The sequence below is a fragment of the Aquidulcibacter paucihalophilus genome, assembly GCF_002105465.1.
GTDB lineage: Bacteria > Pseudomonadota > Alphaproteobacteria > Caulobacterales > Aquidulcibacteraceae > Aquidulcibacter > Aquidulcibacter paucihalophilus.
This window is the reverse complement of the sequence record NZ_NCSQ01000149.1, coordinates 1-22,324: the sequence shown is the minus strand read 5'-3', so window position 1 is coordinate 22,324 and position 22,324 is coordinate 1. Positions and strand designations below refer to the sequence as shown.

At 56.2% G+C, this 22,324-nt stretch carries 25 protein-coding genes and 1 tRNA gene; 15 read left to right on the top strand and 11 right to left on the bottom strand.

Going from position 1 to position 22,324, the window contains the following annotated elements:
• Positions 1-92: 92 nt before the first annotated feature.
• From B7364_RS10195 to B7364_RS10180, 4 genes are all read right to left on the bottom strand, one after another.
• Positions 93-2,282, bottom strand: coding sequence for an alpha/beta hydrolase family protein (locus B7364_RS10195; protein ID WP_085339922.1), 2,190 nt, complete (start codon positions 2,280-2,282; stop codon positions 93-95).
• Positions 2,283-2,562: 280 nt separating this feature from the next.
• Positions 2,563-4,200 (bottom strand): SDR family oxidoreductase, encoded by a 1,638-nt coding sequence (locus B7364_RS10190; RefSeq protein ID WP_085339921.1) that lies wholly within the window; start codon positions 4,198-4,200, stop codon positions 2,563-2,565.
• Positions 4,197-4,619 (bottom strand): thiol-disulfide oxidoreductase DCC family protein, encoded by a 423-nt coding sequence (locus B7364_RS10185; protein WP_085339920.1) that lies wholly within the window; start codon positions 4,617-4,619, stop codon positions 4,197-4,199. The genes B7364_RS10190 and B7364_RS10185 overlap by 4 nt, the downstream gene beginning before the upstream one ends.
• A 21-nt stretch (positions 4,620-4,640) precedes the next feature.
• Complete coding sequence (locus B7364_RS10180) at positions 4,641-5,627, bottom strand: 2-hydroxyacid dehydrogenase (protein WP_085339919.1); 987 nt, start codon at positions 5,625-5,627, stop codon at positions 4,641-4,643.
• Between the two features lie 185 nt (positions 5,628-5,812).
• On the opposite strand from B7364_RS10180, the gene B7364_RS10175 reads away from it, so the two are divergent.
• The 11 genes from B7364_RS10175 (at position 5,813) to B7364_RS10125 (ending at position 12,131) form a co-directional block, all read left to right on the top strand.
• The gene (locus B7364_RS10175; RefSeq protein WP_085339918.1) at positions 5,813-6,349 is read left to right on the top strand and encodes an SH3 domain-containing protein; all 537 of its coding nucleotides are present in this window, start codon (positions 5,813-5,815) and stop codon (positions 6,347-6,349) included.
• Between the two features lie 101 nt (positions 6,350-6,450).
• Positions 6,451-6,966, top strand: coding sequence for a bifunctional 3-hydroxydecanoyl-ACP dehydratase/trans-2-decenoyl-ACP isomerase (gene fabA, locus B7364_RS10170; protein WP_085339924.1), 516 nt, complete (start codon positions 6,451-6,453; stop codon positions 6,964-6,966).
• An 11-nt stretch (positions 6,967-6,977) separates the two neighbouring features.
• Positions 6,978-8,192, top strand: a complete 1,215-nt coding sequence (fabB, locus tag B7364_RS10165; RefSeq protein WP_085339917.1) for a beta-ketoacyl-ACP synthase I — start codon at positions 6,978-6,980, stop codon at positions 8,190-8,192.
• A 39-nt stretch (positions 8,193-8,231) separates the two neighbouring features.
• Positions 8,232-8,486, top strand: coding sequence for a hypothetical protein (locus B7364_RS10160; RefSeq protein ID WP_085339916.1), 255 nt, complete (start codon positions 8,232-8,234; stop codon positions 8,484-8,486).
• Positions 8,486-8,911, top strand: a complete 426-nt coding sequence (locus B7364_RS10155; protein ID WP_085339915.1) for a DUF5360 family protein — start codon at positions 8,486-8,488, stop codon at positions 8,909-8,911. Before B7364_RS10160 ends, B7364_RS10155 begins: the two co-directional genes overlap by 1 nt.
• Before the next feature lie 90 nt (positions 8,912-9,001).
• Positions 9,002-9,127, top strand: a complete 126-nt coding sequence (ykgO, locus tag B7364_RS10150; RefSeq protein ID WP_085339923.1) for a type B 50S ribosomal protein L36 — start codon at positions 9,002-9,004, stop codon at positions 9,125-9,127.
• A 6-nt stretch (positions 9,128-9,133) separates the two neighbouring features.
• Complete coding sequence (locus B7364_RS10145; RefSeq protein WP_232780873.1) at positions 9,134-9,751, top strand: HAD family hydrolase; 618 nt, start codon at positions 9,134-9,136, stop codon at positions 9,749-9,751.
• Between the two features lie 32 nt (positions 9,752-9,783).
• Positions 9,784-10,380: a tetratricopeptide repeat protein gene (locus tag B7364_RS10140; RefSeq protein ID WP_085339913.1), complete on the top strand. Its 597-nt coding sequence runs from the start codon at positions 9,784-9,786 to the stop codon at positions 10,378-10,380.
• Entirely contained in the window at positions 10,377-11,366 is a 990-nt protein-coding gene (locus tag B7364_RS10135; RefSeq protein ID WP_085339912.1) for an alpha/beta fold hydrolase, read from the top strand. Before B7364_RS10140 ends, B7364_RS10135 begins: the two co-directional genes overlap by 4 nt.
• A gap of 71 nt (positions 11,367-11,437) precedes the next feature.
• Positions 11,438-11,722 (top strand): DUF2312 domain-containing protein, encoded by a 285-nt coding sequence (locus B7364_RS10130; protein ID WP_085339911.1) that lies wholly within the window; start codon positions 11,438-11,440, stop codon positions 11,720-11,722.
• Positions 11,723-11,729: 7 nt separating this feature from the next.
• On the top strand, positions 11,730-12,131 hold the full coding sequence (locus tag B7364_RS10125) for a hypothetical protein (protein ID WP_085339910.1): 402 nt from the start codon (positions 11,730-11,732) through the stop codon (positions 12,129-12,131).
• Here the strand turns inward: B7364_RS10125 and B7364_RS10120 are convergent.
• The 7 genes from B7364_RS10120 to murA all read right to left on the bottom strand — a co-directional run bounded on the left by B7364_RS10120 (position 12,128) and on the right by murA (position 17,792).
• Positions 12,128-12,706 carry a transglycosylase SLT domain-containing protein gene (locus B7364_RS10120; RefSeq protein ID WP_085339909.1) on the bottom strand — a complete coding sequence of 193 codons (579 nt, stop codon included), beginning with the start codon at positions 12,704-12,706 and terminating at the stop codon, positions 12,128-12,130. The genes B7364_RS10125 and B7364_RS10120 overlap by 4 nt on opposite strands.
• A 3-nt stretch (positions 12,707-12,709) precedes the next feature.
• Positions 12,710-13,483 carry a HesA/MoeB/ThiF family protein gene (locus B7364_RS10115; protein WP_085339908.1) on the bottom strand — a complete coding sequence of 258 codons (774 nt, stop codon included), beginning with the start codon at positions 13,481-13,483 and terminating at the stop codon, positions 12,710-12,712.
• Between the two features lie 259 nt (positions 13,484-13,742).
• Positions 13,743-14,177: an arsenate-mycothiol transferase ArsC gene (locus B7364_RS10110; RefSeq protein WP_332835084.1), complete on the bottom strand. Its 435-nt coding sequence runs from the start codon at positions 14,175-14,177 to the stop codon at positions 13,743-13,745.
• A gap of 14 nt (positions 14,178-14,191) precedes the next feature.
• Complete coding sequence (locus B7364_RS10105; RefSeq protein ID WP_085339906.1) at positions 14,192-14,665, bottom strand: UPF0262 family protein; 474 nt, start codon at positions 14,663-14,665, stop codon at positions 14,192-14,194.
• A gap of 39 nt (positions 14,666-14,704) precedes the next feature.
• On the bottom strand, positions 14,705-16,009 hold the full coding sequence (gene hisD, locus B7364_RS10100; RefSeq protein ID WP_085339905.1) for a histidinol dehydrogenase: 1,305 nt from the start codon (positions 16,007-16,009) through the stop codon (positions 14,705-14,707).
• Positions 16,010-16,079: 70 nt separating this feature from the next.
• Positions 16,080-16,514, bottom strand: a complete 435-nt coding sequence (locus B7364_RS10095) for a DUF2948 family protein (RefSeq protein ID WP_085339904.1) — start codon at positions 16,512-16,514, stop codon at positions 16,080-16,082.
• Complete coding sequence (murA, locus tag B7364_RS10090; protein ID WP_085339903.1) at positions 16,515-17,792, bottom strand: UDP-N-acetylglucosamine 1-carboxyvinyltransferase; 1,278 nt, start codon at positions 17,790-17,792, stop codon at positions 16,515-16,517.
• A 257-nt stretch (positions 17,793-18,049) separates the two neighbouring features.
• On the opposite strand from murA, the gene B7364_RS10085 reads away from it, so the two are divergent.
• The 4 genes from B7364_RS10085 to B7364_RS18150 all read left to right on the top strand — a co-directional run.
• On the top strand, positions 18,050-20,416 hold the full coding sequence (locus B7364_RS10085; RefSeq protein ID WP_085339902.1) for a TonB-dependent receptor: 2,367 nt from the start codon (positions 18,050-18,052) through the stop codon (positions 20,414-20,416).
• 72 nt (positions 20,417-20,488) lie between these two features.
• On the top strand, positions 20,489-21,619 hold the full coding sequence (locus tag B7364_RS10080; protein WP_085339901.1) for an alkaline phosphatase D family protein: 1,131 nt from the start codon (positions 20,489-20,491) through the stop codon (positions 21,617-21,619).
• Positions 21,620-21,869: 250 nt separating this feature from the next.
• Positions 21,870-21,944, top strand: a tRNA-Thr gene (locus B7364_RS10075).
• Between the two features lie 180 nt (positions 21,945-22,124).
• The coding region (locus B7364_RS18150; RefSeq protein WP_232780872.1) for a hypothetical protein at positions 22,125-22,324 on the top strand (200 nt) is incomplete at its 3' end.

The window sequence follows — 22,324 nt, the reverse complement described above, 5'->3', positions numbered from 1 at the left end:
GGAGGTCTTTTCCTCGCGGGGCAAAAGGTGTTGGGGGTGGGCGGCATCTAGGTACGGATGAGCCCGCCCGTGTGAAACGACGCCAACACCGCCTATCTTGGCTGCGACGTTGGCACCGCCCCGCTGGTATCGGAAATCACCAGAGCCTCGCGCTTGTGCGCCCGGTTGGCGGGAGGGCCGGAGGTGAGCTTTTCCGACCCGATGCAATTCTGCAGGAAATAATCCATCTCGCCATAGACATTGGCAGAGTCCGTATAGCGCGATGGCGCATGCTTCATGCGGGGGAAACGCACCAGACGGGCCTGCTTCTTTGCTGCACTTAGCGCATCAAACATCAGCTGACTATTCTTCGGGTCGACAATGTCGTCGAGATCGCCAGCCAGCAAGAGGATTGGGATTTTGATAGCATTGACTTGTTTCAGCGGCGACACCCGGTCCATGGCTGCGCGATCCACGGCAGGGTCACCCATCGTCCGCTTCCAGAAGGCCAAAGAAGTCGGGTTTGAGAACCGAGCGACCCAGTCAATATGGGTATTCAAATCAGCCACCCCATTGAGCGAGGCCGCACATTGATAAAGGTCTGGCGTCAAGGCCGCTCCAGCCAAGGCCGCATAGCCCCCATAGGAGCCGCCAACGATCGCAACCCGCTTTGGATCAACCCGCCCGGTTTTGACCAGATGTCCTACCAGATCAGTCACATCATCCTGCATGCGTCCGCCCCATTGGCGATAGCCCGCCAAGGCAAAGCTGCGCCCCTTGCCACCAGAACCGCGGAAATTGGGCTGGGCCACCAAATAACCACGGCTGGTCAGGAAGGCTGCCAAACGGTCCCAATCCTGATTGGTTGAAACCCCATGTGGGCCGCCATGGGGCATGACGACCAAGGGCATCATGGTTTCTTGCGCGCCAACCGGGGCCAGCAACAAAGCCTCTAGCGCCAAACCATCGCGGGCTTGATAGTCTAACCAAGTCGCTGTCCCGATACTGGTTTCATTCAAGACGCGATCGGTCTGCCCAATTTTCAGCATGCGGTTAAAGCGCGCGTCATGCACCCACAGACTGCCCGGATCAACGGGGGACTCGGTCTGCACTGTCCATAAGCCATCATCGGCCGTGATGGATCGCACCCGAATGGTACTGCCTGCTGGGGCGCGCTTTTGAATCTCTTCAAATCGCGCCTTATTCTTGGGATCCAGCGCAACAAATTGCGACCCCCGGCCCGCCTCAATGCCCGCGATCAGGACATTGTTCGCATCCAGAACGGCATCGGCCATATCGTATTTGGCGGATTGAATGCGCGGTTCAGAGAAAGTCTTGTTGATGACATCATAATCATAAATGGCGGCGAACTCATCATTGCCCCGTCTGGCGCGGACCGTGACATGATTGGGCTTGGCCGAAGGGCCAATCACGTCAAAGCCAAAATGTTCCTCAAAGGGAAATTCAGCCAAAGTGCTTGCTGGCGTTGCGCCCTGAGCTAAGCGGGTTAAGCGCACCGAGGACCCAAGCCGGGCCTGTTCGCGCCGGATCAAGGGCACCCCTGCGGTCGAGATAAACCAATCCGTCCAATAGTCGGGCGTTGCTTCATCGAGGGTCTTGGTCTCAAACGTCGTCAGATTTACCAGAACCAGCCGATCCACATTGTCAAAGCGGGTGCCGACCATGACAGAATTGGGATCGGCATCGAGGCGGGAAACCAACCAGGTGCGATCGGCACGCGGTTTGGCCCGGCGCGCATCATCGCGCTTCAAATAGAAGGCGCGCTCTTCGTCCTCGGTATCAAACTTAGGGTCAGGGGCATAATCATCGTCTTGGGCATCAAAACGGACGAGCTTTTTGGCGCGCGCTTCCCCAATCGTCCAAACCCAAACCCCAAGGCGATCCTCACGATCCCAACCGGTCAATAAGAGGCGGTTTTGGTCCTTCCACTCCATTTCAAAGATATGGAAGGGCATATCGAGCCCACCGGCCCGCTTCGTCCGCGCCTCTTGCATGTCATAAAGCTCAATCGCCGACTCCTCGCCGACAAATTTTACCGTCGCCAGAACCCGTCCATTGGGAGAGACAACCGCATCGAGAAAGAATGACCCACCCCAAAACTCGTCCAATCTGGGTCGCTGATACACCTCGGGAACCACTTCCGGCACAGCTTGGGCTTGGGCTTGGGCTTGGCCTTGGCCCTGTGTCTGGGCCCAAGCTTCGTTTGTACCCCCGCTACCCAACCCGAAAACCATTGCAGCAAAAGCTGCCACCACCACGCGCTGCACCACCCCATGCGTCATTTTAAAATCCCACTTAAACTCGATTCAATCAGGCCAGCTTATTGCCTAGAATTGAGATGGCAAGGGGGGAGATTTTAGGTGCGCGATGTAGTGTGCGCGATGCCTTTCATTTGCGACCGCCTTTGCCGCAAGCTCTGCCTTGGCAAGGGCCATGTTCGCCTGTGGGTGCGCAACAAGAATGATCGGGCAGCTGGATGGCGCTCCAAGTCTTTTGGCAAAGGCTGCGCATCGACGCTCTATGGAAATGCGTGACCATAGCGCATTCCCGTTGGACTGCACCCTAAAGGGCAACGCCGTGTTCGGGTGCTAAATGCCCATCATAGCGCACAATAAGCCCGATCAAAGGCACAGAAATTGAGACGGAAAGCTGAAAGCGGCCAGCATCATCCCACTCACGCGCCTCAACTCGCGGTGCCAGCCCTAACGGAAGCGGCACACCAAAAGCCGTCCAGCGCTTCAAAGTCATCTTAAGGCCTTGATCTTCACGCGTGAGATCAAAGTAGAAATCCAAAGGTCCGAATTGCTCGACGAGCCTTCCTTTGGCCTGGCGCAATCGGCTCTTCATCCGATGTTGGCCAAAATAGCGGACCCACAGGTCAGAAGACTTGTCCTTTCGAAAATGAACGCGGAGCCCATATTGCCCTGAAGGTGGAAAACCAAAGAGAAAGCAGAGAAGCGCACCCACCGGATGACGACCACGCTGCACCACAGCCTGTCCCGACGCCGCGCCGTCCCCGATAGAGCTATGCATCGCCCGCAAGCTGGTGGGCAACCGATCAAACTCGGCTTCCATAACTTTTTGATACAAGGGTATTTCTGGAAAGGTCGCCCACCCTTCCACAATCGCCAATCTAGAAAATTCGGCTTGAAACTGCTCTAGACCTATATCCAGACTACTATCTTGTGCGCCTGGAGAAACACAGCCAGCTTGGATCAAATCTGTGAGGCAGGCCGCCGCCATCGTCGGGATTTCCGGACCATCGCCCCGCTCAGCTAATAAGGTCCAACAGCGCCGCTGCGGGACCTCATCTTGAAAGCCAAACACCTCAATCCTCATAGCAGAACGGTTGTTGCCAAGCCACGCGGTTAAGCGCTGCAAGGGCAAAAGTGCTGGGGCTAGCTCCACCAAAGTCGAAAGGCAGCGCCAACGGACAAGCCAACTCAAAAGCCAAAGACCCAGCATCTGAAATGCAGATTCGGTGCCTGCTTTGAATGTCACCGCAGGGTTGCCTGATAGGGTGCGTGGCCAAATCTCATGATCTGGAACATCAGCCAAAGCGATCCAGCGCGACAAAGGCTTTCGAGTTGAAACCACAAAAGTTGTTCGGCTGAGCTGTTGCCATCCAAATGCGTCTGTCCAACTTTGCCCACGCCACAAGGCAAGTTTTTGTCCTGCATAGCTCAAAATCGCTTTCGCAACAGAAGCCCCCAGAGTAGCCCGACTTGATGCGCTGATCGCGATATCAATGCGGGAAACGCAACGCATGGAGGCGGTCAGCTTTTGGATCACGGCACCCGATAGTGCGGGGACGCTGGAAGCACCCGAGCGCACGATCACACCTTGTTCGAGTGCCGAAGCGTTCAGTCGGTGAATGCCACAAACAAAGTCGCGGGCATCTGCCAAGTCCAAATAATGCACGCCATTTCGGATGCAGGCTTCCGCCACGCGATAATCGCTGGTCTGAAATGGGCCAGCTGCATCAATCAGGATAAAGGGTTGCGCGGCCTGCAAGACCGCATCCAGAGGGCGATCGCGATCGGCGAATATGGGGGTCCCGCATCCTAATGCGCTGCAGAATGCGGCAGCTTTGGCTTGGCTACGCCCTGCGATCCATAAGCAATACCCCCGCGCGGCAAGTCGATAGGACAGCCTGCGCCCAAACCCACCATAACCGCCCAGAATCAGTACTGATTTCATAAGACGCGACTGGCTTGTTCGGGCGTTGGAATCCAACAGACTTCGCGTCGACCAAAGATACGATATCGGTTTCGAGCCACGAGGAGATAAGCCCAATCCCGCCACGGCTTTGGGATAAATTTTGCAATTCTTGCGATGCGCCAAGGCCAACCAAGTCCGCCAATCACGGCCAGAACCGCATCACTGTCGCGCAGAACGCGGCCCGCTTCCAACACCACGAAACTATCCGGATCGGCGGGATCTATGCCATAATGACGGTAGATTGAGGCCCCGACCTCATTTTGCATGGAGGCCAAGAGAAAACGACCTCGCCGATCATGCTTCAGCACGAATTGAGCATTAGCGGCACACAGAACGCAAAGCGCATCAAATACAATTACTGGCCGATCAAAGCGGGGGGCTGGTTCTGACTGCTCCATCACCGCTCGTCCCGATTTCCCCTACAACATCGCAGGGATAACGCGATCGGGGGGTTTGTGACCGTCGGCGAACGTTTTGATGTTGATGATGACTTTCTCGCCCATTTCGGTGCGGCTCTCCATCGTGGCAGAACCCATGTGCGGCAAGAGCATGACATTGGAGAGTTTCTTGAGCTTGGGATTGATCGCAGGCTCATGCTCAAACACATCAAGGCCAGCACCGGCCAACAGGCCCTTGTCGAGCATGCGGGCAAGGGCGGCTTCATCAATCACTTCGCCGCGCGCGGTATTCACCAGATAGGCACTGGGCTTCATCAATTGCAGGCGGCGGGCCGACAATAAGTGATAAGTCGCGGGCGTGTGCGGGCAATTGACGGAGATAATGTCCATCCGCGACAACATCTGGTCGAGGCTTTCCCAATAGGTCGCCTCCAAATCTTGCTCAATCGCGGCAGATACACGGCGACGATTATGATAATGAATCTGCAAGCCAAAGGCCTTGGCGCGGCGGGCCACGGCTTGGCCAATCCGGCCCATGCCCACAATGCCCAGACGCTTACCCGCCACGCGGCGACCTAACATCCAGGTTGGCGACCAGCCTTCAAAGCCATCGGCTTCAACCACGCGCACCCCTTCCATCAGGCGGCGCGGGACAGCCAGAATCAAGGCCATGGTGATGTCAGCGGTATCTTCGGTCAAAACGCCCGGCGTATTGGTCACGGTGATGCCGCGCTGAATGGCTGTTGCCACATCCATGTTGTCGACGCCGGCCCCGAATTGGGCGATCAGGCGCAATCGTTCGCCCGCGCGCGACAAGACTTTGCTGTCAATCTTATCGGTTACTGTCGGCACCAAAACATCGGCGCGGCTGACCGCATCGACCAATTGTTCATAGGTCATAGGCGTGTCGGTCGCGTTCAGTTCGGTATCAAACAACTCTGCCATCCGTGTTTCGACGGGTTCAGGCAGTTTGCGGGTGACAATGACTTTGAGTTTTGATTGGGGCATAGCTCTGTGTAGCAAGGCAAAGCGCAGACGCCAAGCGACATCGCAGTGAACGCTGAAATCTGGTGCTTACAGACAATTTCGCCCTCTAAATTAAGACGCTGTTCACCTTCATCGGCCAGATGAAATCTGGGTAGGCTTTGTCAGGGAACGCGATAAAGTCATTGTTTGGGAAGTAGTTGCGCACGATGGGTAAAGTGAAAGCCATCCTCGCCAGCCTTGCATTGGCAACCTCTAGCCTCTGGGCCACCTATGCGATTGCCGGCGGCTTTCCCCCCTTTAACCGCCTAGCGGGGGAAACCCCGTCTGGTCAGCCCGTCCCCCGCTTTGTTTCCTTGAAATTTTCCAACATTAATGGCCGTGCGGGGCCCAATAAGGCCTATCCGGTCCGCTGGGTTTATAAGCGCAAGGGCCTGCCTGTTCGCGTGGTCGCCGAGACCGATGATTGGCGTCGTATTGAAGACCCAGATGGGGCTGTGAGTTGGGTTCATAAGCGGATGTTGGACGGTCGGCGCACTGGCATTGCACGCCCTGCCCGCGATATGCGCGTCGCCATGCGGGCCAATCCCAGCAGCGACACACGCATTGTCGCCTATATTTCTGACGGCGTGATCGTTGAAATCACAGAGGAACGTCCGGGCTGGCGCGAAGTAAAGGCTGGCCGCTTCAAAGGTTGGGTGCCAGCTTCTGAGCTTTGGGGCGCTGATAATTCGCGCCATCCCTAGAGGATAGCGTGCTTGGCGAATGGCCTTGTGCCATGCTAACGCCCGTGTGAAACATTTTGTAACAGGACGGCATCCCTTTGACGCAGACCACCGACAACACCATCCCCGCACGCGCCTCTTCCTATAGCTATGAGCAGCTGATCGCGTGTGGCGAAGGCAAATTATTTGGTCCAGCCAATGCCCAATTGCCACTTCCTAACATGCTGATGATGGACCGAATCACCACCATCACCGAGGCAGGCGGTGCCTATGATAAAGGGCGGATCGAAGCCGAATTGGATGTAAATCCCGGTCTCTGGTTCTTTGACTGCCACTTCAAAGGTGACCCCGTCATGCCCGGCTGTTTGGGCTTGGATGCCATGTGGCAATTGGTCGGCTTTTATTTGGGATGGTCAGGCTTGCCCGGAAAAGGCCGCGCTTTGGGCGTTGGCGAGGTTAAATTCTCCGGCCAGATCACCAATGACATCAAACTCGTCCGCTATGAGATAGATATTAAGCGCGTCTTCAAATCGCGTTTGATTCTGGGGGTTGCCGATGGCCAAGTTCTGGCTGACAGCAAGGTTATCTACACTGCAAAAGACTTGCGCGTCGGACTGTTTCAGCCTGACGCCCTATAAGGAAAAAAGCGATGCGTCGTGTTGTCGTAACTGGGATGGGCATCGTGTCATCGATTGGCAATGACACCGCAGAAGTAACCGAAAGCTTGCGGGCGGCTAAATCAGGCATAAGTTTTGCGCAAGAACATGCCGATCACGGCTTTAAATGCCAAGTTCAAGCCCGCCCCAATCTCGATTGGGAAACCTTGGTCGACCGGCGCGCCGCGCGCTTTTTGTCTGAAGGCATGGGCTGGGGCCATATTGCGTTGGAACAAGCCATTGCCGATGCAGGTCTTGAACCCCACGAAGTTAGCCATGAGCGCACCGGCATTATTGCGGGCTCTGGCGGCCCCTCGACCAAGGCCATTGTTGGGGCTGCGGACAAGACCCGGGAAACAGGCTCACCCAAACGCGTTGGCCCCTTTGCGGTGCCCAAAGCCATGTGTTCTGGCGTCTCGGCTGCCTTGGCAACTTGGTTCAAAATCCGGGGCGTCAATTATTCGATTAGCTCAGCATGTGCGACCAGCGCCCATTGCATTGGCAATGCCTATGAGAGCATTGCTTGGGGTAAGCAGGATGTCATGTTTGCAGGCGGCAGCGAAGATCTCGACTGGACCTTGTCGATCCTGTTTGACGCCATGGGGGCGATGTCTTCTTCCTATAATGACACTCCGGCACGAGCTTCGCGCGCCTATGACAAGAACCGCGACGGCTTTGTGATTTCAGGTGGGGCCGGCATGTTGGTGCTGGAAGACTATGATCGGGCCAAGGCGCGCGGCGCCAAAATCTATGCCGAACTGATAGGCTATGGCGCGACCTCGGATGGGCACGACATGGTCGCTCCATCGGGCGAAGGCGCGGTGCGCTGTATGCGCCAAGCCTTAGAGATGTCAGGTGGTCGCAAGGTCGATTATCTGAACCCGCACGGCACCGCGACCCCCGTGGGCGATGCCAAAGAAGTGGGCGCAGTCCGTGAAGTCTTTGGTGGCAATATACCGCTCATCTCGTCAACCAAATCTCTGACCGGCCACTCCTTGGGCGCTGCAGGGGCCCAAGAAGCCATCTATAGCCTGTTGATGATGCAAGCAGGTTTTGCCTGTGAAAGCGCCCATATTGACGAGATCGACCCCGACTTTGCCGATCTGCCAATCCTGAGAGCACGCAAGGACATTGAGATTGAGACAGCCATGTCCAACTCCTTCGGCTTTGGCGGCACCAATGCAACTTTAATGTTCTCAAAAATCTAGCGCCATTTTCCTGCCACAAACTTGGGGCTCAATCAGAGCATGCGATTCCTCCTCTTCCTTGTGATCGTGCTGGGTGCGCTTTTCTATTCAAACCCGACCGAGCAGCGGTTGCGCGAAGTCATGCGCGAGCAAGATAAGCTGAGTTTAGATGCGGCGAGCCTTTTGCCCATCAAGCGCACCAATTATTATTTGGCCTCAAAGTTTGAGATCCATTATCTGATCGGGAAGAAAACCTGCTGGGGTGCGGCCTATGGCGTGATCATCTGTCCAGATGAGAAGAAGGACAAGAAGTAATGCGCCCGTCGCTCAAATGGGCCCTGACGGCAACCGATGTTGCTTTCATGCTCTATTGGAGTGTGGCACTGTTAGAATGTGTAGGCCTCGTTCATATCCCAAGTGACTGGCTCTATGCCCATGCCCATGACCCCCGTGTAGTGGCTTGGAATTGGTCTTTCTTTCCTCTCGATCTTGCTTTCTCGATCACAGGCCTTTGGGCAGTGCGTGCAGCAAGCCAAGGCAATCCAATTTGGCGGCCCCTTGCCCTCATTTCCCTCATCCTCACCATTGTGGCAGGGGGTATGGCGTGTGGCTATTGGCTGCTATTGGGCGAGGTCGACGCCGTATGGTTTGGTATGAATGCGGCTCTGGTGGTTTGGCCACTGGTATTTTTGCCCGGTCTGGTGCGAGAAATGGCCGTAAATTCTGCGTCTGCGAATTGACTTCTCCCGCGCTGGCACGTATCAGCGCCGCTCTCTAAAGACGTCACCTTAACAGCGCCCATGTTGCGCGCCACCTTTTGGAATACGACCATGAAAGTGAAGAGCTCTATCAAATCACTGAAGACCCGCCATGCAGCGTGTCAGGTCGTGCGCCGTAAAGGTCGGGTCTATGTTATCAATAAGGTCGACCCGCGCTTTAAAGCCAAGCAGGGCTAAGTGCGCGTGTCTGCGCCCATCCGCGCAGTTCTTTTCGATTATGGCAATGTATTGGTCGGTTGGTCGCCGCGCAAACTCTATGCGCGCTTGATTCCAGATCCCAACCGCCTCGACTATTTTCTCGACCATGTCTGCCCGATGTCGTGGCATATGCTGCATGACGAAGGCCAAGCTATGGCCGATACAATCCCTGCCAGACAAGCGCAATTCCCCGAATTTGCCGCAGAAATTGCCGCTTGGAAGACTGACTTTGCTGAGATGATTACCGGCGAAATCACAGGCTCTACCCAATTGGTGAATGAGCTCGCCGCTGCAGATGTCCCGCAATATGTCCTGACCAATATGCCCAGCGAAATGGTGGAAACCTGCTTTGGCCCGTTTGATTTTCCCCGCCACTTTAAAGACATTATCGTCTCAGGCGATGAAAAGACCGCCAAACCCTTGAAGCCCATCTTTGATATTAGCCTCCAGCGCATGGGGGGCCTTGCGGCTGAAGAAGTGTTCTTCACCGACGATTCGCCTGCCAATATCGCTGCTGCCGCTTCCTATGGCTTTGTGACCCATTTATTCACCGAACCCAAGGCTCTGCGGCGTGCCATGCGCGAGGCGGGTCTTCCCGTTTGACGGACGTGTCGGTTTAGAGGAAAGCTAGGCCGATGCGGTTCTTGCGCCTTCTGCCCTTCCTATTTTTCCTGCCTGCGGCTGCCGTCCCGGTTGTGCCCGGTGCCGTGACACCTGAAGTCGAAAATTCGACCGTCTATGATCCCCCACCGGCCCAAAAGTTGAAAGCCTATTATGAGGCCTTGGCACACAGTGGATCGGTGGAAGAGGCCGCCCGCTATGAGGGCGAGATTTATCTGATCCTGACGCGCAATGCCTCGCCCACCATTAATTTTCTGATGGAAAGCGCTAGTCTGGCGATGGAGGCCGATGATACCGAAACGGCGCGCAAGGCGCTCACGCGGGTAACAGAACTGGACCCCAACTATGCTGAGGGCATGGCACGTCTCGCCACCCTTGCCTATGATGATGGCGACCTTGTGCTAGCGGAATCGCTATTAAAGCGGGCGCTGCGCTTAGAGCCCCGCCATTTTGCGGCTTGGACAGGGCTTGGCCTTGTGCGCGAGGATATGGGGGATTATCGCGGTGCCGAAGAAGCTTATCGCGAGGCCCTGTTCTTGCACCCCTATCTGGACGGGGCAAAGCGCGGCCTGATCCGCATGGAAGCCCGATTGGACGGATTATCGCTGTGAGCCCTGACCTCCTCGCCCGCCTCATGCCCTTTTTGGTGCTGGCCGCAGCCGTGATAGTCTTCCTGCTCATCTCGATCATCCTGCGGCTGGCGTTGATTGAACGGTCTTGGCCGCCCCTGGGCCGCTTTGTGACTGCGCGCGGGGTCAAGGCCCATGTGATCGAACAAGGCGCTGGTCCCGAAATTTTGATGGTCCATGGCGCGGCCTCGAATGGGCGAGAACTCATCTCAGCCCTCGGCCACCACCTCAAAGATCTGCGTCTCATCGCGCCAGATCGCCCGGGTCTAGGCTATTCAGAACGGCCAAGGAATGCGGCCACTTTGGGCGAACAGGCAGCCTTTATGGCCGACATTTTGCGCCACACCGCATCGGGCCCCGTGGTCGCGGTTGGTCACTCTTGGGGCTCAGGCGTGATTCTGCGCTTAGCCTTGGATCATCCAGAGTTGGTTAAGGCGCTGGTTCTTCTGGCCCCGGCATCACACCCCTGGGAAAAGTCGACAAGCCTCTTAAACCGAATTGCCGTCTGGCCCGTCCTAGGTGACCTCCTCGTCTGGACCTTGCCGCCCCTGCTTGGACCCAAGCTTGCCCCCAAGGGCATTGCGCGCGGCTTTGCCCCCGGCCCTGTCAATCCTCCCGATTACGGCGATAAGATTGGCACACCCCTCTTTTTCCGGCCCAAAGCCTATAAGGCCAATGCCGAAGACATGGTGATTGGCAGTGCTGAAATGGGCAAACAGGCGGTGCGCTACAACAGCCTCAAGCTGCCCGTCACCATCGTGTCAGGCCAAGGTGATATCATTGTTTATAATAGCATTCATGCGGCGGGCCTCCAACGCGACATTCCCCATGCCCAAAGCTTTCGGGTGCCTCAAGCGGGCCATATGCCCCATTGGGTCGACCCCGACCTTGTGGCAGGCATCATCCGTGCCCATGCGACTGATACTGTGTATGAGGGAAGTTCTGCCCAATTTCGTGCAGAGCCCTGATTGCACCTTGGCGTAGGCAGGCTAGAAGGATGGTTAAGACCAGCCCTGATTGATGCTTTGAGGTTCCAACCATGTATGATGCCGATGATGACGACAACCGCGTTTCCGCCCCCCAAGCCTTGACCTCTTCGTCCAAGGAAAAACTGCGCCAGTTTGTTGCCCGCATCGAAACCTTGGAAACCGAGAAGGCCGAATTGGCCGAGCAACTCAAAGAAGTCTATGGTGAAGCTAAATCCTTGGGTTTTGACACCAAGGCCCTGCGTGCTGTCATCCGCTTGCGCAAGCAAGACGCCAATGATCGAGCAGAAGCTGAAATGATGCTTGATCTATATTTGGAAGCCGTCGGCGAAATCTGAGGCCTTTTTGTCGCGACGGGTTGACCCTGCCCTCACCAAACGCGCCCTGTCGGCCCTGAAACGGGCGGCAGATAAAGCGAAATTGAGTAAAGAGGGTCTAACCGATTGGGAGGCCGAATTTCTGGGTAGCGTTGAAGAACGCCTTGCGAAATTCGGCTCCGCCTTTGCAGACCCCGATAAAGGCCAGTTGAGCGCCCCGCTTTCCCTACGCCAAGGCCTCAAAGTCCGGCAAATTAGCAAAAAGGGTGAGGTCGAAGGCGGCAAGAAAGCTCACGCAGGCTTTAGAGCCAAAGACAAACCTAAAACCGCCACCGCGGCAAAGCCTGTAAAGCCAGCCAAACCGCGCAAGCCGCTCGCCCGTAAAACAGGCCTGACTTCCACAGGGTTTAAACCGAAAAAGAGCGACTAATTGGGGGCGGGCTCTTCGTCATCGTCGCCATCGGCACCAAAACCACAGGTCAACAGCTTGCGATCATGCATCTCGGCCCGCACGCGCAGGGACAAGGCAAGGCTGCGGGCTTGGGGCGGTGCACCCCGGCGAAAACCACCCTCGCCTAATTTATAGATCAGATAATGGGGCACAAATTGGCTACGCGGAATACCGGTGCGGGCTTCCATTTTGGTAAAGTGCCAGCCAACAAAGTCCACCGAAAGGGCAAAGTTCGACCGAGAGCCAGACGTGCGGCCTGTATCGTTCAAGAACCAATTCCATGTCCGTAGATTGGCTTGGGCAAAGCCGAAGTTACGCATTGAATTGGCGTCGACCGCGCCATCGCCTTTGGCAGTGGCCCGAAAGCGACTTTCTTGATCAATCACAGTCAAAATCGCACCCGGACTCACCTTCCAGGTCAAAGAGGCAGAGCGCACTGCCTCTGCCCAACCGGGATTTCTCGCCAAGAGGGCACACATATCTTGGGTTTGCGCCTGGGCAGGAAGGCCAGCCAGAAAGAGCCCAAAGGCTGCCAGAAAACCCACTAACCGCATGTTTCAGGCTGTTCCACAACAAGGGCAGGCAGGGTCAGCCTTCAAACTCACTGTTCGGCTCTGCCCGCTCAACCCATCCATCATCCACAGCCGGCCCATCAAAGGCTTACCGGCCTTGGTTAGCCATTTGATCGCCTCTAGCGCCATCATGGAGCCGACAATCCCCGTCAACGCGCCCACAATGCCCATTTCCGCGCAGGTCCCAGCTTGAGGGGGGATGTCGGGCACAAAGCAGCGATAGCAGGGTAAGGCTTGCCCATGCGGGTCAGTCTTGCTTAGGCCAGAGCCAAACACCGCCACTTGCCCATCCCAACGCCCAACAGCACCCGATACCAGCGGAATGCCCAGAGCATGGCAGGCGGCATTGACGGCAAAGCGGGTTTCAAACTGATCCGTCCCGTCGAGCACGAGGTCCGCACCGGCTATCAGGCGCTCGGCATTGCTTTCAGCTAGACGTTGAACTTGGACTTCAACTTCGATGGTAGGATCAAGATGGTGGATGGCCGCTTGTCCCGCGCGAACCTTGTCTACGCCAACATCTTCGGTCTTAAACAGGATTTGCCGCTGCAAATTGGAAAGCTCAACCACATCGGGATCAATCAGCACGAGACGCCCCACCCCTGCCGCAGCCAGATACAGCGCAGCGGGCGCACCCAATCCACCCACCCCTACCAAAGCCACCGTTGCCGCCGCCAGCCGCTTTTGCCCGGGGCCGCCAATCTCTTTGAGAAGAATATGCCGAGCATGTCGGTCTAGGCGTACAGTACCTGTTTTCATGGCACCATGATGACCGCCCCGGTACGCAATGGCAAGCGGGGGGAAAGCTCTGTCAGCCCCTTCGCGACATCGCTGCCAAGATGCCGATGCCGCCGACGGAGGTGAAGCGGTTCTCCAAGAAGCTTGGCATCAAGTCACTTTCCATTTCGGTGTCATCCCGGACGGCGGTCCCAGATCTTGTGCTGCAAAGTGCGCTGAGGTCCCCGCTCGCGGCTTACGCTTGGGCTTTGGTTTAGATGATAGTGGGTGTGTAAAGCCCCTAAAGCTTCAGCATAGCAAAGCGCTTGGCGATTTGGCGGTCCAGCGTATCGCGGACGTCGCGATAGGTATCCATGCGGCTGTCGCGGCTGCCCTCAACCGCCGATGGGTCTAACGTGGGCCAATATTCGACTTCAACGGCCAAATGACGGGTATATTCCAGCGCACGGTGGTGGGCCTGTGGGGCGAGCGAAATGATGAGATCGAAACTATCATCCTCCAGATCAGCAAAAGTCTTGGGCCGATGTTTGATGATATCAACGCCCAATTCATCCATGACCATGACCGCCATAGGGTCAACTTGATCGGCTTTGCGCAGCCCACAGGAATCGACAAACACGCGCGTGCCAAATCTGCGCTTCATCAAGCCTTCCGCCATAGGCGAGCGAATGGCATTCATGGTGCAGCAGAACAAAACAGATTGAGGCGGGCGCACCAGATCCAACGGTGTCAGAGCCTAACATGCAGGGCACAAATCAGCGTGAACAGCCGCCGTGCCGTATCAAAATCAAGCGCGACCTTCCCTTCGAGGCGCGTTTCAAGCAAGCGGGAGCCTTCATTGTGCAAGCCACGCCGACCCATATCAATGGCTTCAATCTGGGTGGGAGTCGCCTGACGTATGGCCTGATGATAGCTCTCGCAAATCATAAAATAGTCGCGCACCACCCGCTTAAAGGGCGATAGCGACAAGACGAAAATCCGCACATCGCTGCCATCGAGCAATTTGACGTCAAAAACCAGCTTTTGGTCGACCACCGACAAGGTTAGCGCATAGGGCCCATCCGGCCCATCAATCACATCGAAGTAATTGGCTTCCAAAAGGTCAAAGATGGCGACGCGGCGCTCGTGCTCCCCATCGGCGGTTTGGGCAGCCAGCGATTCCTCATCAAGGCGAACATCGGCGATACGGCGGTTGTTAGACATGGCCTATCCTTGCAAGAGGCCGCACCTTGGTTCAAGCCCTCAAGCCGGATTTGCTGCCTTAAGTCGAAGGGCAATGCTGGCCGCATGGGCGGGTAAGCCTTCAGCTGTCGCAAGGCGCACCCCGGCGGGACCAATGGCGGTAAGGCCTTCAAGACCTGTTCCCATCAAGGTGGTGCGCTTCATAAACATATGGGTTGAAAGGCCAGATGCCCACCGGGCACGCCCGCCTGTAGGCAGCACATGGTTTGGCCCCGCCAAATAATCACCCAGAGCCTCTGGAGCATGACGGCCCAAGAAGATGGCCCCTGCGTGGCGTATTTGGCTTGCCAACACATCGGGGTCTTCCGTGGCAATTTGCAAATGCTCTGGTGCGCCTTGATCGCTTAACGCCACCGCATCTTCTAGCCGATCGACGATGATTACAGCGCCATAGGCGGGCCAAGAGACGGCCGCTTCAGGTCCAGCTTCACCGCGCGCAATCATGGCTGTGACCCCATCTAAGACACGCTGGCCGAAATCGGCATCATCGGTAAACAGAATCGACTGGGCCACGGCATCATGCTCTGCTTGGGCCAATAGGTCGGCGGCAATAATGCCGGGATCATTTGCCCCATCGGCAATGATGAAAACTTCTGACGGTCCCGCTACAGAATCTATCCCTACCGTGCCGAATACAAGCTTCTTGGCGGTCGATACCCACGCATTGCCTGGCCCCGCTATTACATCAACTTTGGCAATAGGGTCTGCGCCATAGGCCATGGCAGCAACCGCCTGCGCGCCACCTATGCCATAAATCTCATCTATCCCCGCTATTTTCGCTGCAGCTAGAATGGCTGGGTTCTCGGCCAAGCGGGTAGGCGGTGTCATCATGACAAGGCGGGGAACCCCTGCTGCTTTGGCAGGTAAGGCATTCATCAGAACGGAGGAGGGATAAGCCGCAAGTCCGCCTGGCGCATAAAGACCTGCTGCATCTACGGGCGTCCAACGCCAGCCAAGAGTGACGCCTTGAGGATCAATCCAGCGCGCGTCTTCAGGCCTAGAGCGCACATGGTAATCAGTGACACGCTCAGCTGCCAGCTCCAGCGCTTTCACCACCGCCGGGTCGCAGGCTTTGATGGCAGCTTCGACTTGCGCCGTGGTCACGCGGACGGTTTCAGGCGAGAGGGCAAAGGCATCAAATTTCTGGCTAAGCTCAGCCAATGCGGCAAAGCCACGCGCCTTCACATCCGCCAGAATAGCTGCGACGCGGGTTTCTACGCCATCAACGGCCTCCCCACGGGTTTGCAGGAGGGCTTGGTACTGGGCTTGGAAGTCAGGCGAACGGGCTGATAGGAGACGGGTCATGGCCTCTATCTAGCGCGGGCTTGGGTCTTTGGGGAGGGCAAGGGTGCAGGCCCCGGCTATTTGCCTCAGTTCAGATGTCGTGCTTGGGTCGCGCAACTGCTTCGCGGGGCGCGCTTAAATCCGCCAAAGTCACGTCGATACATTCAGCGTGCAAAAGGATTTCCCCGCCGTCAGCAAGGCTTAAGCGCAATTTGCCGCCCGGGGCTTCTTCGGGATCAAAGGTGATGGCCAACAGGCTTGCAAAGGCATCCCGGCGCGATTGGGCGATCTTTTTGGACTGGACGCTCAAAATGCTGTCAAAGGCGACTGCCGCCCAAACGCGCTGTCCTTTACCCTTTTCGACACCCGCCTCCCAGACAAAGCGCTGCAGCCGCAAGGTAAAACGGCGCTTGGCGGGCGACCAAACCGCGTCTGAGACCTTGAAGATCGCATCTTGGACGGCAGCTGAAATGATCGACAAATCTGCCTCGTCTTCAGCCAATAAGCGCAGCGACGAATGGGGCACCTATTCCTCCGAGCTCGACAAGCGGCGGATTTGCGCACCGCAACCCGATAATTTCGCTTCCAAGCGCTCAAAGCCACGGTCTAGATGATAAACGCGCGAAATGACGGTTTCACCTTCGGCCATTAGGCCGGCAATGATCAGCGAGACCGAAGCACGCAAATCGGTCGCCATTACGGGCGCGCCGCGCAAGGTCTCCACCCCACGCACCACCGCTTCAGAGCCGCGTACCGAGATATCTGCCCCCAAGCGACGTAGTTCTGGCGCATGCATATAACGGTTCTCAAAGATATTCTCGCGGAAAATCGACGCGCCATTCGCCCGCGTCATCAAAGCCATGACTTGGGCTTGGGTATCGGTTGGGAAGCCTGGATAGGGCTGGGTATCAATATCAACGGGCTTGATTGGGGTAGCGGGATCGCGGGTGATCTTGACCCAATCAGGGCCGACCTCAACCTCAACTCCGGCTCGCTGCAAGACGTCGATCAAAGACGAAATCGTCTCGGGCACGACATGGGTCAAGGTCACTTCGCCGCCAGCGGCTGCAATACAACAGGCGTAGGAACCAGCCTCAATCCGGTCGGGAATGACGCTCCATGTTGTCCCCTTAAGCTCATCAACCCCTTGGATGCGCAAGGTCGAGGTGCCGATCCCTTCGATCTTGGCCCCCATGGCAACCAAGCAATTGGCGATATCGCCGATTTCTGGTTCGCGCGCGGCATTTTCCAGCACCGTCTCACCCTTGGCCAAAGTGGCGGCCAACATGGCATGCTCTGTGGCACCGACCGAGACGAAGGGGAACACAATCTTCGCGCCTTTAAGGCCGCGAAGCGCTGCTGCCTTCACATAGCCGCCTTCAATGACAATATCGGCCCCCATAGCTTCAAAGGCCTTCAAGTGCAGGTCAACCGGGCGCGCGCCAATGGCACAGCCGCCGGGCAATGACACGGTGGCATGACCAACACGGGCCAACAAAGGACCCAGCACATTAAAGGTCGCCCGCATCTTCCGCACCAGATCATAAGGCGCGATTGTGCTAGTCAGGTCTTCGGCATGCATAGACAAGCGGCCACTGCCCTTGGGCCAAAAACACGTGACACCCAATTGCTCCAACAACTCGATCATAAACCGCGTATCGGCCAGCTCTGGCATATTGGTCAAAACCAAGGGCTCACGCGTTAATAGGCTGGCGGCCTGCAATTTTAGGGCAGAGTTCTTAGCGCCGGAGATGGGGATAGAGCCTTTCAGCTGTGTCCCGCCGACAAGGGCAATACGGTCCATTATGCTTCTTTTCTGGCACGTGAAAGTGTGACATCCGCTTATGACAAGGTATGGGCTTTTTTCAAGGCAATGGGGTGTATCCAGCGCCATTAGGCTGGGCAAAAGTGCGACACGAAGCCACCAAGCCCGCGGCAGCTTGATGTGACAAGGCTGTTACCGAAGATTTTTGAAACTGTAACCAAGGCGTTGCGTGTTCGTCACCTTGGCGACCTAAGCCCACCCCTAATGTCCGACTGGTCGGTACAAAGGGGAAAAACATGAGTCTCAAATATCTAATGTTCGCTTCAGTCAGCTTCGCGAGCCTTTTGGCCGCGCCGCAAGCGATCGCGCAAACCGCACCCGCAACCAGCGAACCTTCGTCCGAGCAAGAAGTTGAAACCATCGTCGTCTATGGTTCGGCCAGTTCGCGCCAGACCCAATCGGTAACGGCTGCAGCTATCGCCCTAGCCGCACCCGGCATCAGCCCCTTGAAAGCAATCGAGCGCTTGCCCGGCGTCAATTTTCAATCTGCCGACGCCTTGGGAAATTACGAGTGGTCTACCCGCATTTCCGTCCGCGGTTTCAACCAAAACCAAATGGGCTTTACCCTCGACGGCGTTCCCTTGGGCGACATGAGCTATGGCAACCATAATGGCTTGCACATTTCGCGCGCCACCATCTCGGAAAATATTGGTCGGGTGGAATTGAGCCAAGGTGCAGGCGCGCTCGGCACCGCCTCCTCCTCCAATCTGGGTGGCACCTTGCAATTCATCTCGCGCCGGCCAAGCGAAAGGTTCGGTGGGCAACTCAACCTGTCAGGCGGTAGTGACTCCTTGCAGCGCATCTTTGCCCGCTTAGAGACCGGCACGCTTGACGCATTGGGCGGTGGCAAAGGCTATGTGTCTGTCGCCAGCACCCAGCAAGACAAGTGGAAAGGCGTGGGTGAGCAGAACCATGACCAAGTTAATGTGAAATATGTCCAACCCGTGGGTGCTGCGACTGTGACAGCCGTCTACAATTGGTCTGACCGGGCGGAAAATGACTATCAAGACTTGAGCCTCGAGATGATCCGCCGTTTGGGCTACAAATGGGACAATATCTCCGGCAATTATGCGCTGGCCAACTTGCTGGCCGACATTGCCAACAATCGGGGCGACACCGGGGCTGCAATTTCTAACGCAGCAGCAGGTCGAAACTATCCAACCCCGATCACATCGGTGGATGATGCCTACTTTGACGCGTCGGGCCTGCGCAAAGACAATCTGGCCTATGTGACTTTGGATATGCCCGTGAACAGCAAAGTTAGCCTGACGGCTACCCTCTACAACCACACCAATGAGGGCCAGGGCATCTGGTTTACGCCCTATGTAGCCACCCCAGTGGGCGCACCCGACCAAAATGGCAGCCCCATCACGGCCCCCTCGCCGATTTCTGTCCGCACCACTGAATATGACATTGAGCGCACAGGTGCCTTTGGCTCCTTGACCATTGATGCAGGGGCCCACCAAGTTTCAGCCGGCCTTTGGGTTGAAACCAACCAGTTTGACCAAGCCCGCCGGTTTTATGGTCTGGCCCGCGCGGCCAATATCCGCCCATCTTTGGACTTCATGGCCAACCCCTTCTTCACGCAATGGGCCTACCGGTTTGACACCTCGACCCTACAATTCTGGGTACAGGACAATTGGAGCGTTACAGAAGATCTCACGGTCAATCTGGGCTTTAAATCGGTCCGTGTGACCAATGAGGTGACCACCACCACGATCAACAATGCTGCCCCGACCGCCACCAATGGCATCAGCGGCAAATTGCGCACCAGCGAAGCTTTCTTGCCGCAAGTGGGCTTTAAGTATGAGTTGAGCCCAACTAGCAATGTGTTCGGGACCTTCTCGCGCAATGTGGCGGCCTATGTGTCGGCAGCAACTGCTGGCCCATTTGCGTCACGCAACCAAGCCAATGTGGACGAGGTAGCCCGCACACTCGACCCTGAAGAATCGACGACTGGCGAATTGGGCTACCGCGTGCGCGGCGATCGATTTGAAGCCAGTGTTGCTGGCTATGTCGTGCGCTTTGAGAACCGCCTCTTGGGCGTTTCGCAAGGGGCGGGCATCGTAGGTAACGCGCCAGTCCTTTCCAATGTTGGCGCGGTCAATTCCTACGGGGCAGAGCTTGTGGGCCTCTATCGGCTGACCGACGAATTCAATGTGTTCGGCTCTTTGACCTATAATAGTTCCGAATATGCCGACAATGTTGTTAATCGCTCAGGCGTGATTGTGACGGCCACGAAGGGCAAGAAAGTTGTCAATACACCGGAAATCTTGTTCAAGGGCGAGCTTTCCTATGACAATGGCAGCCTATTTGCCAAACTGGGCGCGTCCTACACGGGTGAGCGTTACTTCACCTATTTGAACGACGATGTGAATGGCAAGGTCGACGCCTATACTTTGGCTGAATTGACGCTGGGCTATCGCTTTAGCGGCAATGACTTGCTCGAAGGCCTCGAAGCCCAGCTAAACGTCACCAATGCCACCGACGAGCGCTATGTCTCAACCATTGGCTCCAACGGCTTTGGCAATAGCGGCGATAATCAGACCTTGCTGGCCGGTGCGCCCCAGCAAGTAGTCTTCACCTTGAAGAAGGCCTTCTAACCCAAGTCCCCCCGGGCACCTGAGGGGCTCAAGGCACTGGCTTTGGGCCCCCTTTTTTTGAGGAGCTTTGCCATGACGGCCAGTCGACGTGATGCCTTAAGTCTTGCAGCAGGCCTTGCGGCTGCCCCCAGTCTTGCCTCTGCCGGGCCCGATATGCTGCCCAGTGCGGCGCAAGCCCTATCGGGTAAAGCCCTAAGCCGGATTGCCTTCGGCTCCTGCGCCAAACAATCCAAGGACCAACCTATCTGGGACGCGATCTTGGCTGCTAAGCCGGACCTGTTCATTTTCCTTGGCGACAATGTCTATCTTGATACGCGCGATCCAGAGGAAATGCGCGCGAAATATGCCCAATTGGCCCAAAAGCCCGGCTTCCAAAAACTACGCGAAACCACGCCTATCCTCGCCGTCTGGGACGATCATGACTTTGGCGAGAATGACGCGGGTGGCGAGTATCCCATGAAGGAAGAGGCGCGAAAGATTTTTTGCGACTTCTGGGGTGAGGCTGCTGCCAGCCCACGGCGCAGCCGCGATGGCATTTATAGCGCCTATCTGTTTGGCCCTGTAGGCAAACGCATCCAGATCATTCTCCCAGACTTGCGCTTTAATCGCTCGGAGATCTTGCACCTTGATTTGGGCGGCAAGAGCTATAGGGCGTGGGAGCAAGAACTCGCCGCTGCCGGCAGGCCCGTGCCTGGCCCCTATGCACGCAATCCAGAGCTGAAGGCCTCGATGTTGGGTGAGGATCAATGGCGCTGGTTAGAGGCCCAATTGCGTCTGCCGGCCGATATCCGCATTCTGGCAAGCTCCCTCCAGGTTCTTGCAGATTTTCCGGGCTGGGAGGCTTGGATCAATTATGCGCAAGACCATCAGCGCTTGATCGAAACAATCCGCAAGACCAAAGCCCATGGCCTTATTTGCATATCGGGTGATACACATTATGGCGAGGTCTCGCGTCTTGATGCCAATGTACCCTATCCTTTATGGGACTTTACCTCCTCTGGCTTGACCGAGGTGTGGCATGTACTGCCCCCCAATGCGCTTCGGGTTGGGGAAGCCTATCGCGCCCGCAACTTTGGCCTGATCGACATTGCTTGGAACAAAATGGTCGGGCCAAAGCTAAACGTGGCTATATGCGGCGAACAAGGCCACGTCGCGCTGAGCCAAAGCATTGATGTTGCCGACTTGCGCGTTGGTTCAGCGTGAGCCTCAGGCTAGATCAGCCTTGCGGGCGGCTTCTTTGCGCCGCTTGAGATTATCACGCAGAGCGGCTTTCAACCGCTCTTCTTTGGAGGGTTTCTTAGCACCTTGTGACTTAGCCGGTGCATTAACTGCGATTTTAGGGGGTAGCGATTCGTTCATATGAAGATGATATGCGTCAGACCCCTTTTCAGAAAGGGGTAAGCGGGGTATCAGCGCGCCTTCAAACGCAGACGCAAGGTTTTACGCGTCCGATGCCGCAGTAGCTCAGTGGTAGAGCGCATCATTGGTAATGATGAGGTCGGGAGTTCAATCCTCCCCTGTGGCACCAGTTTTTCCTTATAAATCAAATCTTTAAAAGATAATCCAAGCTTCAAAGTAGGTTTATAAAGTTACCTATTTTTTCTTTGCTACCAATTTGCTACCAAGTTTTGCCAAGTGTAGTCATGAAGAGATCTGTGGATAACTCTGCCAGTCTAATATATCGCGCGCATTCCATATGCGACTAACAATGGCGATAGGCGGTTTGTTGCAACCTGCAAAGGCAAGCCACGATGCCAGCACGCTGTTTGGTAGTTTTCTTTTGTTGGCCAGCGCGTGGAAACTACAAGCCTATTTCAACGCAGTTGCAACCGATTTATCCAAGCTAAAATTGACGACAATTGGCCGGAGAACGAACCCGCTCCGCGGGAGGTTTGTGCGTGATGGTCT

Excerpts from the sequence above, each read along its gene's own strand:
- B7364_RS10195 (WP_085339922.1), bottom strand. The coding sequence starts at position 2,282 with ATGACGCATGGGGTGGTGCAGCGCGTGGTGGTGGCAGCTTTTGCTGCA.
- B7364_RS10190 (WP_085339921.1), bottom strand. The coding sequence starts at position 4,200 with ATGAAATCAGTACTGATTCTGGGCGGTTATGGTGGGTTTGGGCGCAGG.
- B7364_RS10185 (WP_085339920.1), bottom strand. The coding sequence starts at position 4,619 with ATGGAGCAGTCAGAACCAGCCCCCCGCTTTGATCGGCCAGTAATTGTA.
- B7364_RS10180 (WP_085339919.1), bottom strand. The coding sequence starts at position 5,627 with ATGCCCCAATCAAAACTCAAAGTCATTGTCACCCGCAAACTGCCTGAA.
- B7364_RS10175 (WP_085339918.1), top strand. The coding sequence starts at position 5,813 with ATGGGTAAAGTGAAAGCCATCCTCGCCAGCCTTGCATTGGCAACCTCT.
- fabB (WP_085339917.1), top strand. The coding sequence starts at position 6,978 with ATGCGTCGTGTTGTCGTAACTGGGATGGGCATCGTGTCATCGATTGGC.
- B7364_RS10160 (WP_085339916.1), top strand. The coding sequence starts at position 8,232 with ATGCGATTCCTCCTCTTCCTTGTGATCGTGCTGGGTGCGCTTTTCTAT.
- B7364_RS10155 (WP_085339915.1), top strand. The coding sequence starts at position 8,486 with ATGCGCCCGTCGCTCAAATGGGCCCTGACGGCAACCGATGTTGCTTTC.
- ykgO (WP_085339923.1), top strand. The coding sequence starts at position 9,002 with ATGAAAGTGAAGAGCTCTATCAAATCACTGAAGACCCGCCATGCAGCG.
- B7364_RS10140 (WP_085339913.1), top strand. The coding sequence starts at position 9,784 with ATGCGGTTCTTGCGCCTTCTGCCCTTCCTATTTTTCCTGCCTGCGGCT.
- B7364_RS10130 (WP_085339911.1), top strand. The coding sequence starts at position 11,438 with ATGTATGATGCCGATGATGACGACAACCGCGTTTCCGCCCCCCAAGCC.
- B7364_RS10120 (WP_085339909.1), bottom strand. The coding sequence starts at position 12,706 with ATGCGGTTAGTGGGTTTTCTGGCAGCCTTTGGGCTCTTTCTGGCTGGC.
- B7364_RS10115 (WP_085339908.1), bottom strand. The coding sequence starts at position 13,483 with ATGAAAACAGGTACTGTACGCCTAGACCGACATGCTCGGCATATTCTT.
- B7364_RS10105 (WP_085339906.1), bottom strand. The coding sequence starts at position 14,665 with ATGTCTAACAACCGCCGTATCGCCGATGTTCGCCTTGATGAGGAATCG.
- hisD (WP_085339905.1), bottom strand. The coding sequence starts at position 16,009 with ATGACCCGTCTCCTATCAGCCCGTTCGCCTGACTTCCAAGCCCAGTAC.
- murA (WP_085339903.1), bottom strand. The coding sequence starts at position 17,792 with ATGGACCGTATTGCCCTTGTCGGCGGGACACAGCTGAAAGGCTCTATC.
- B7364_RS10085 (WP_085339902.1), top strand. The coding sequence starts at position 18,050 with ATGAGTCTCAAATATCTAATGTTCGCTTCAGTCAGCTTCGCGAGCCTT.
- B7364_RS10080 (WP_085339901.1), top strand. The coding sequence starts at position 20,489 with ATGACGGCCAGTCGACGTGATGCCTTAAGTCTTGCAGCAGGCCTTGCG.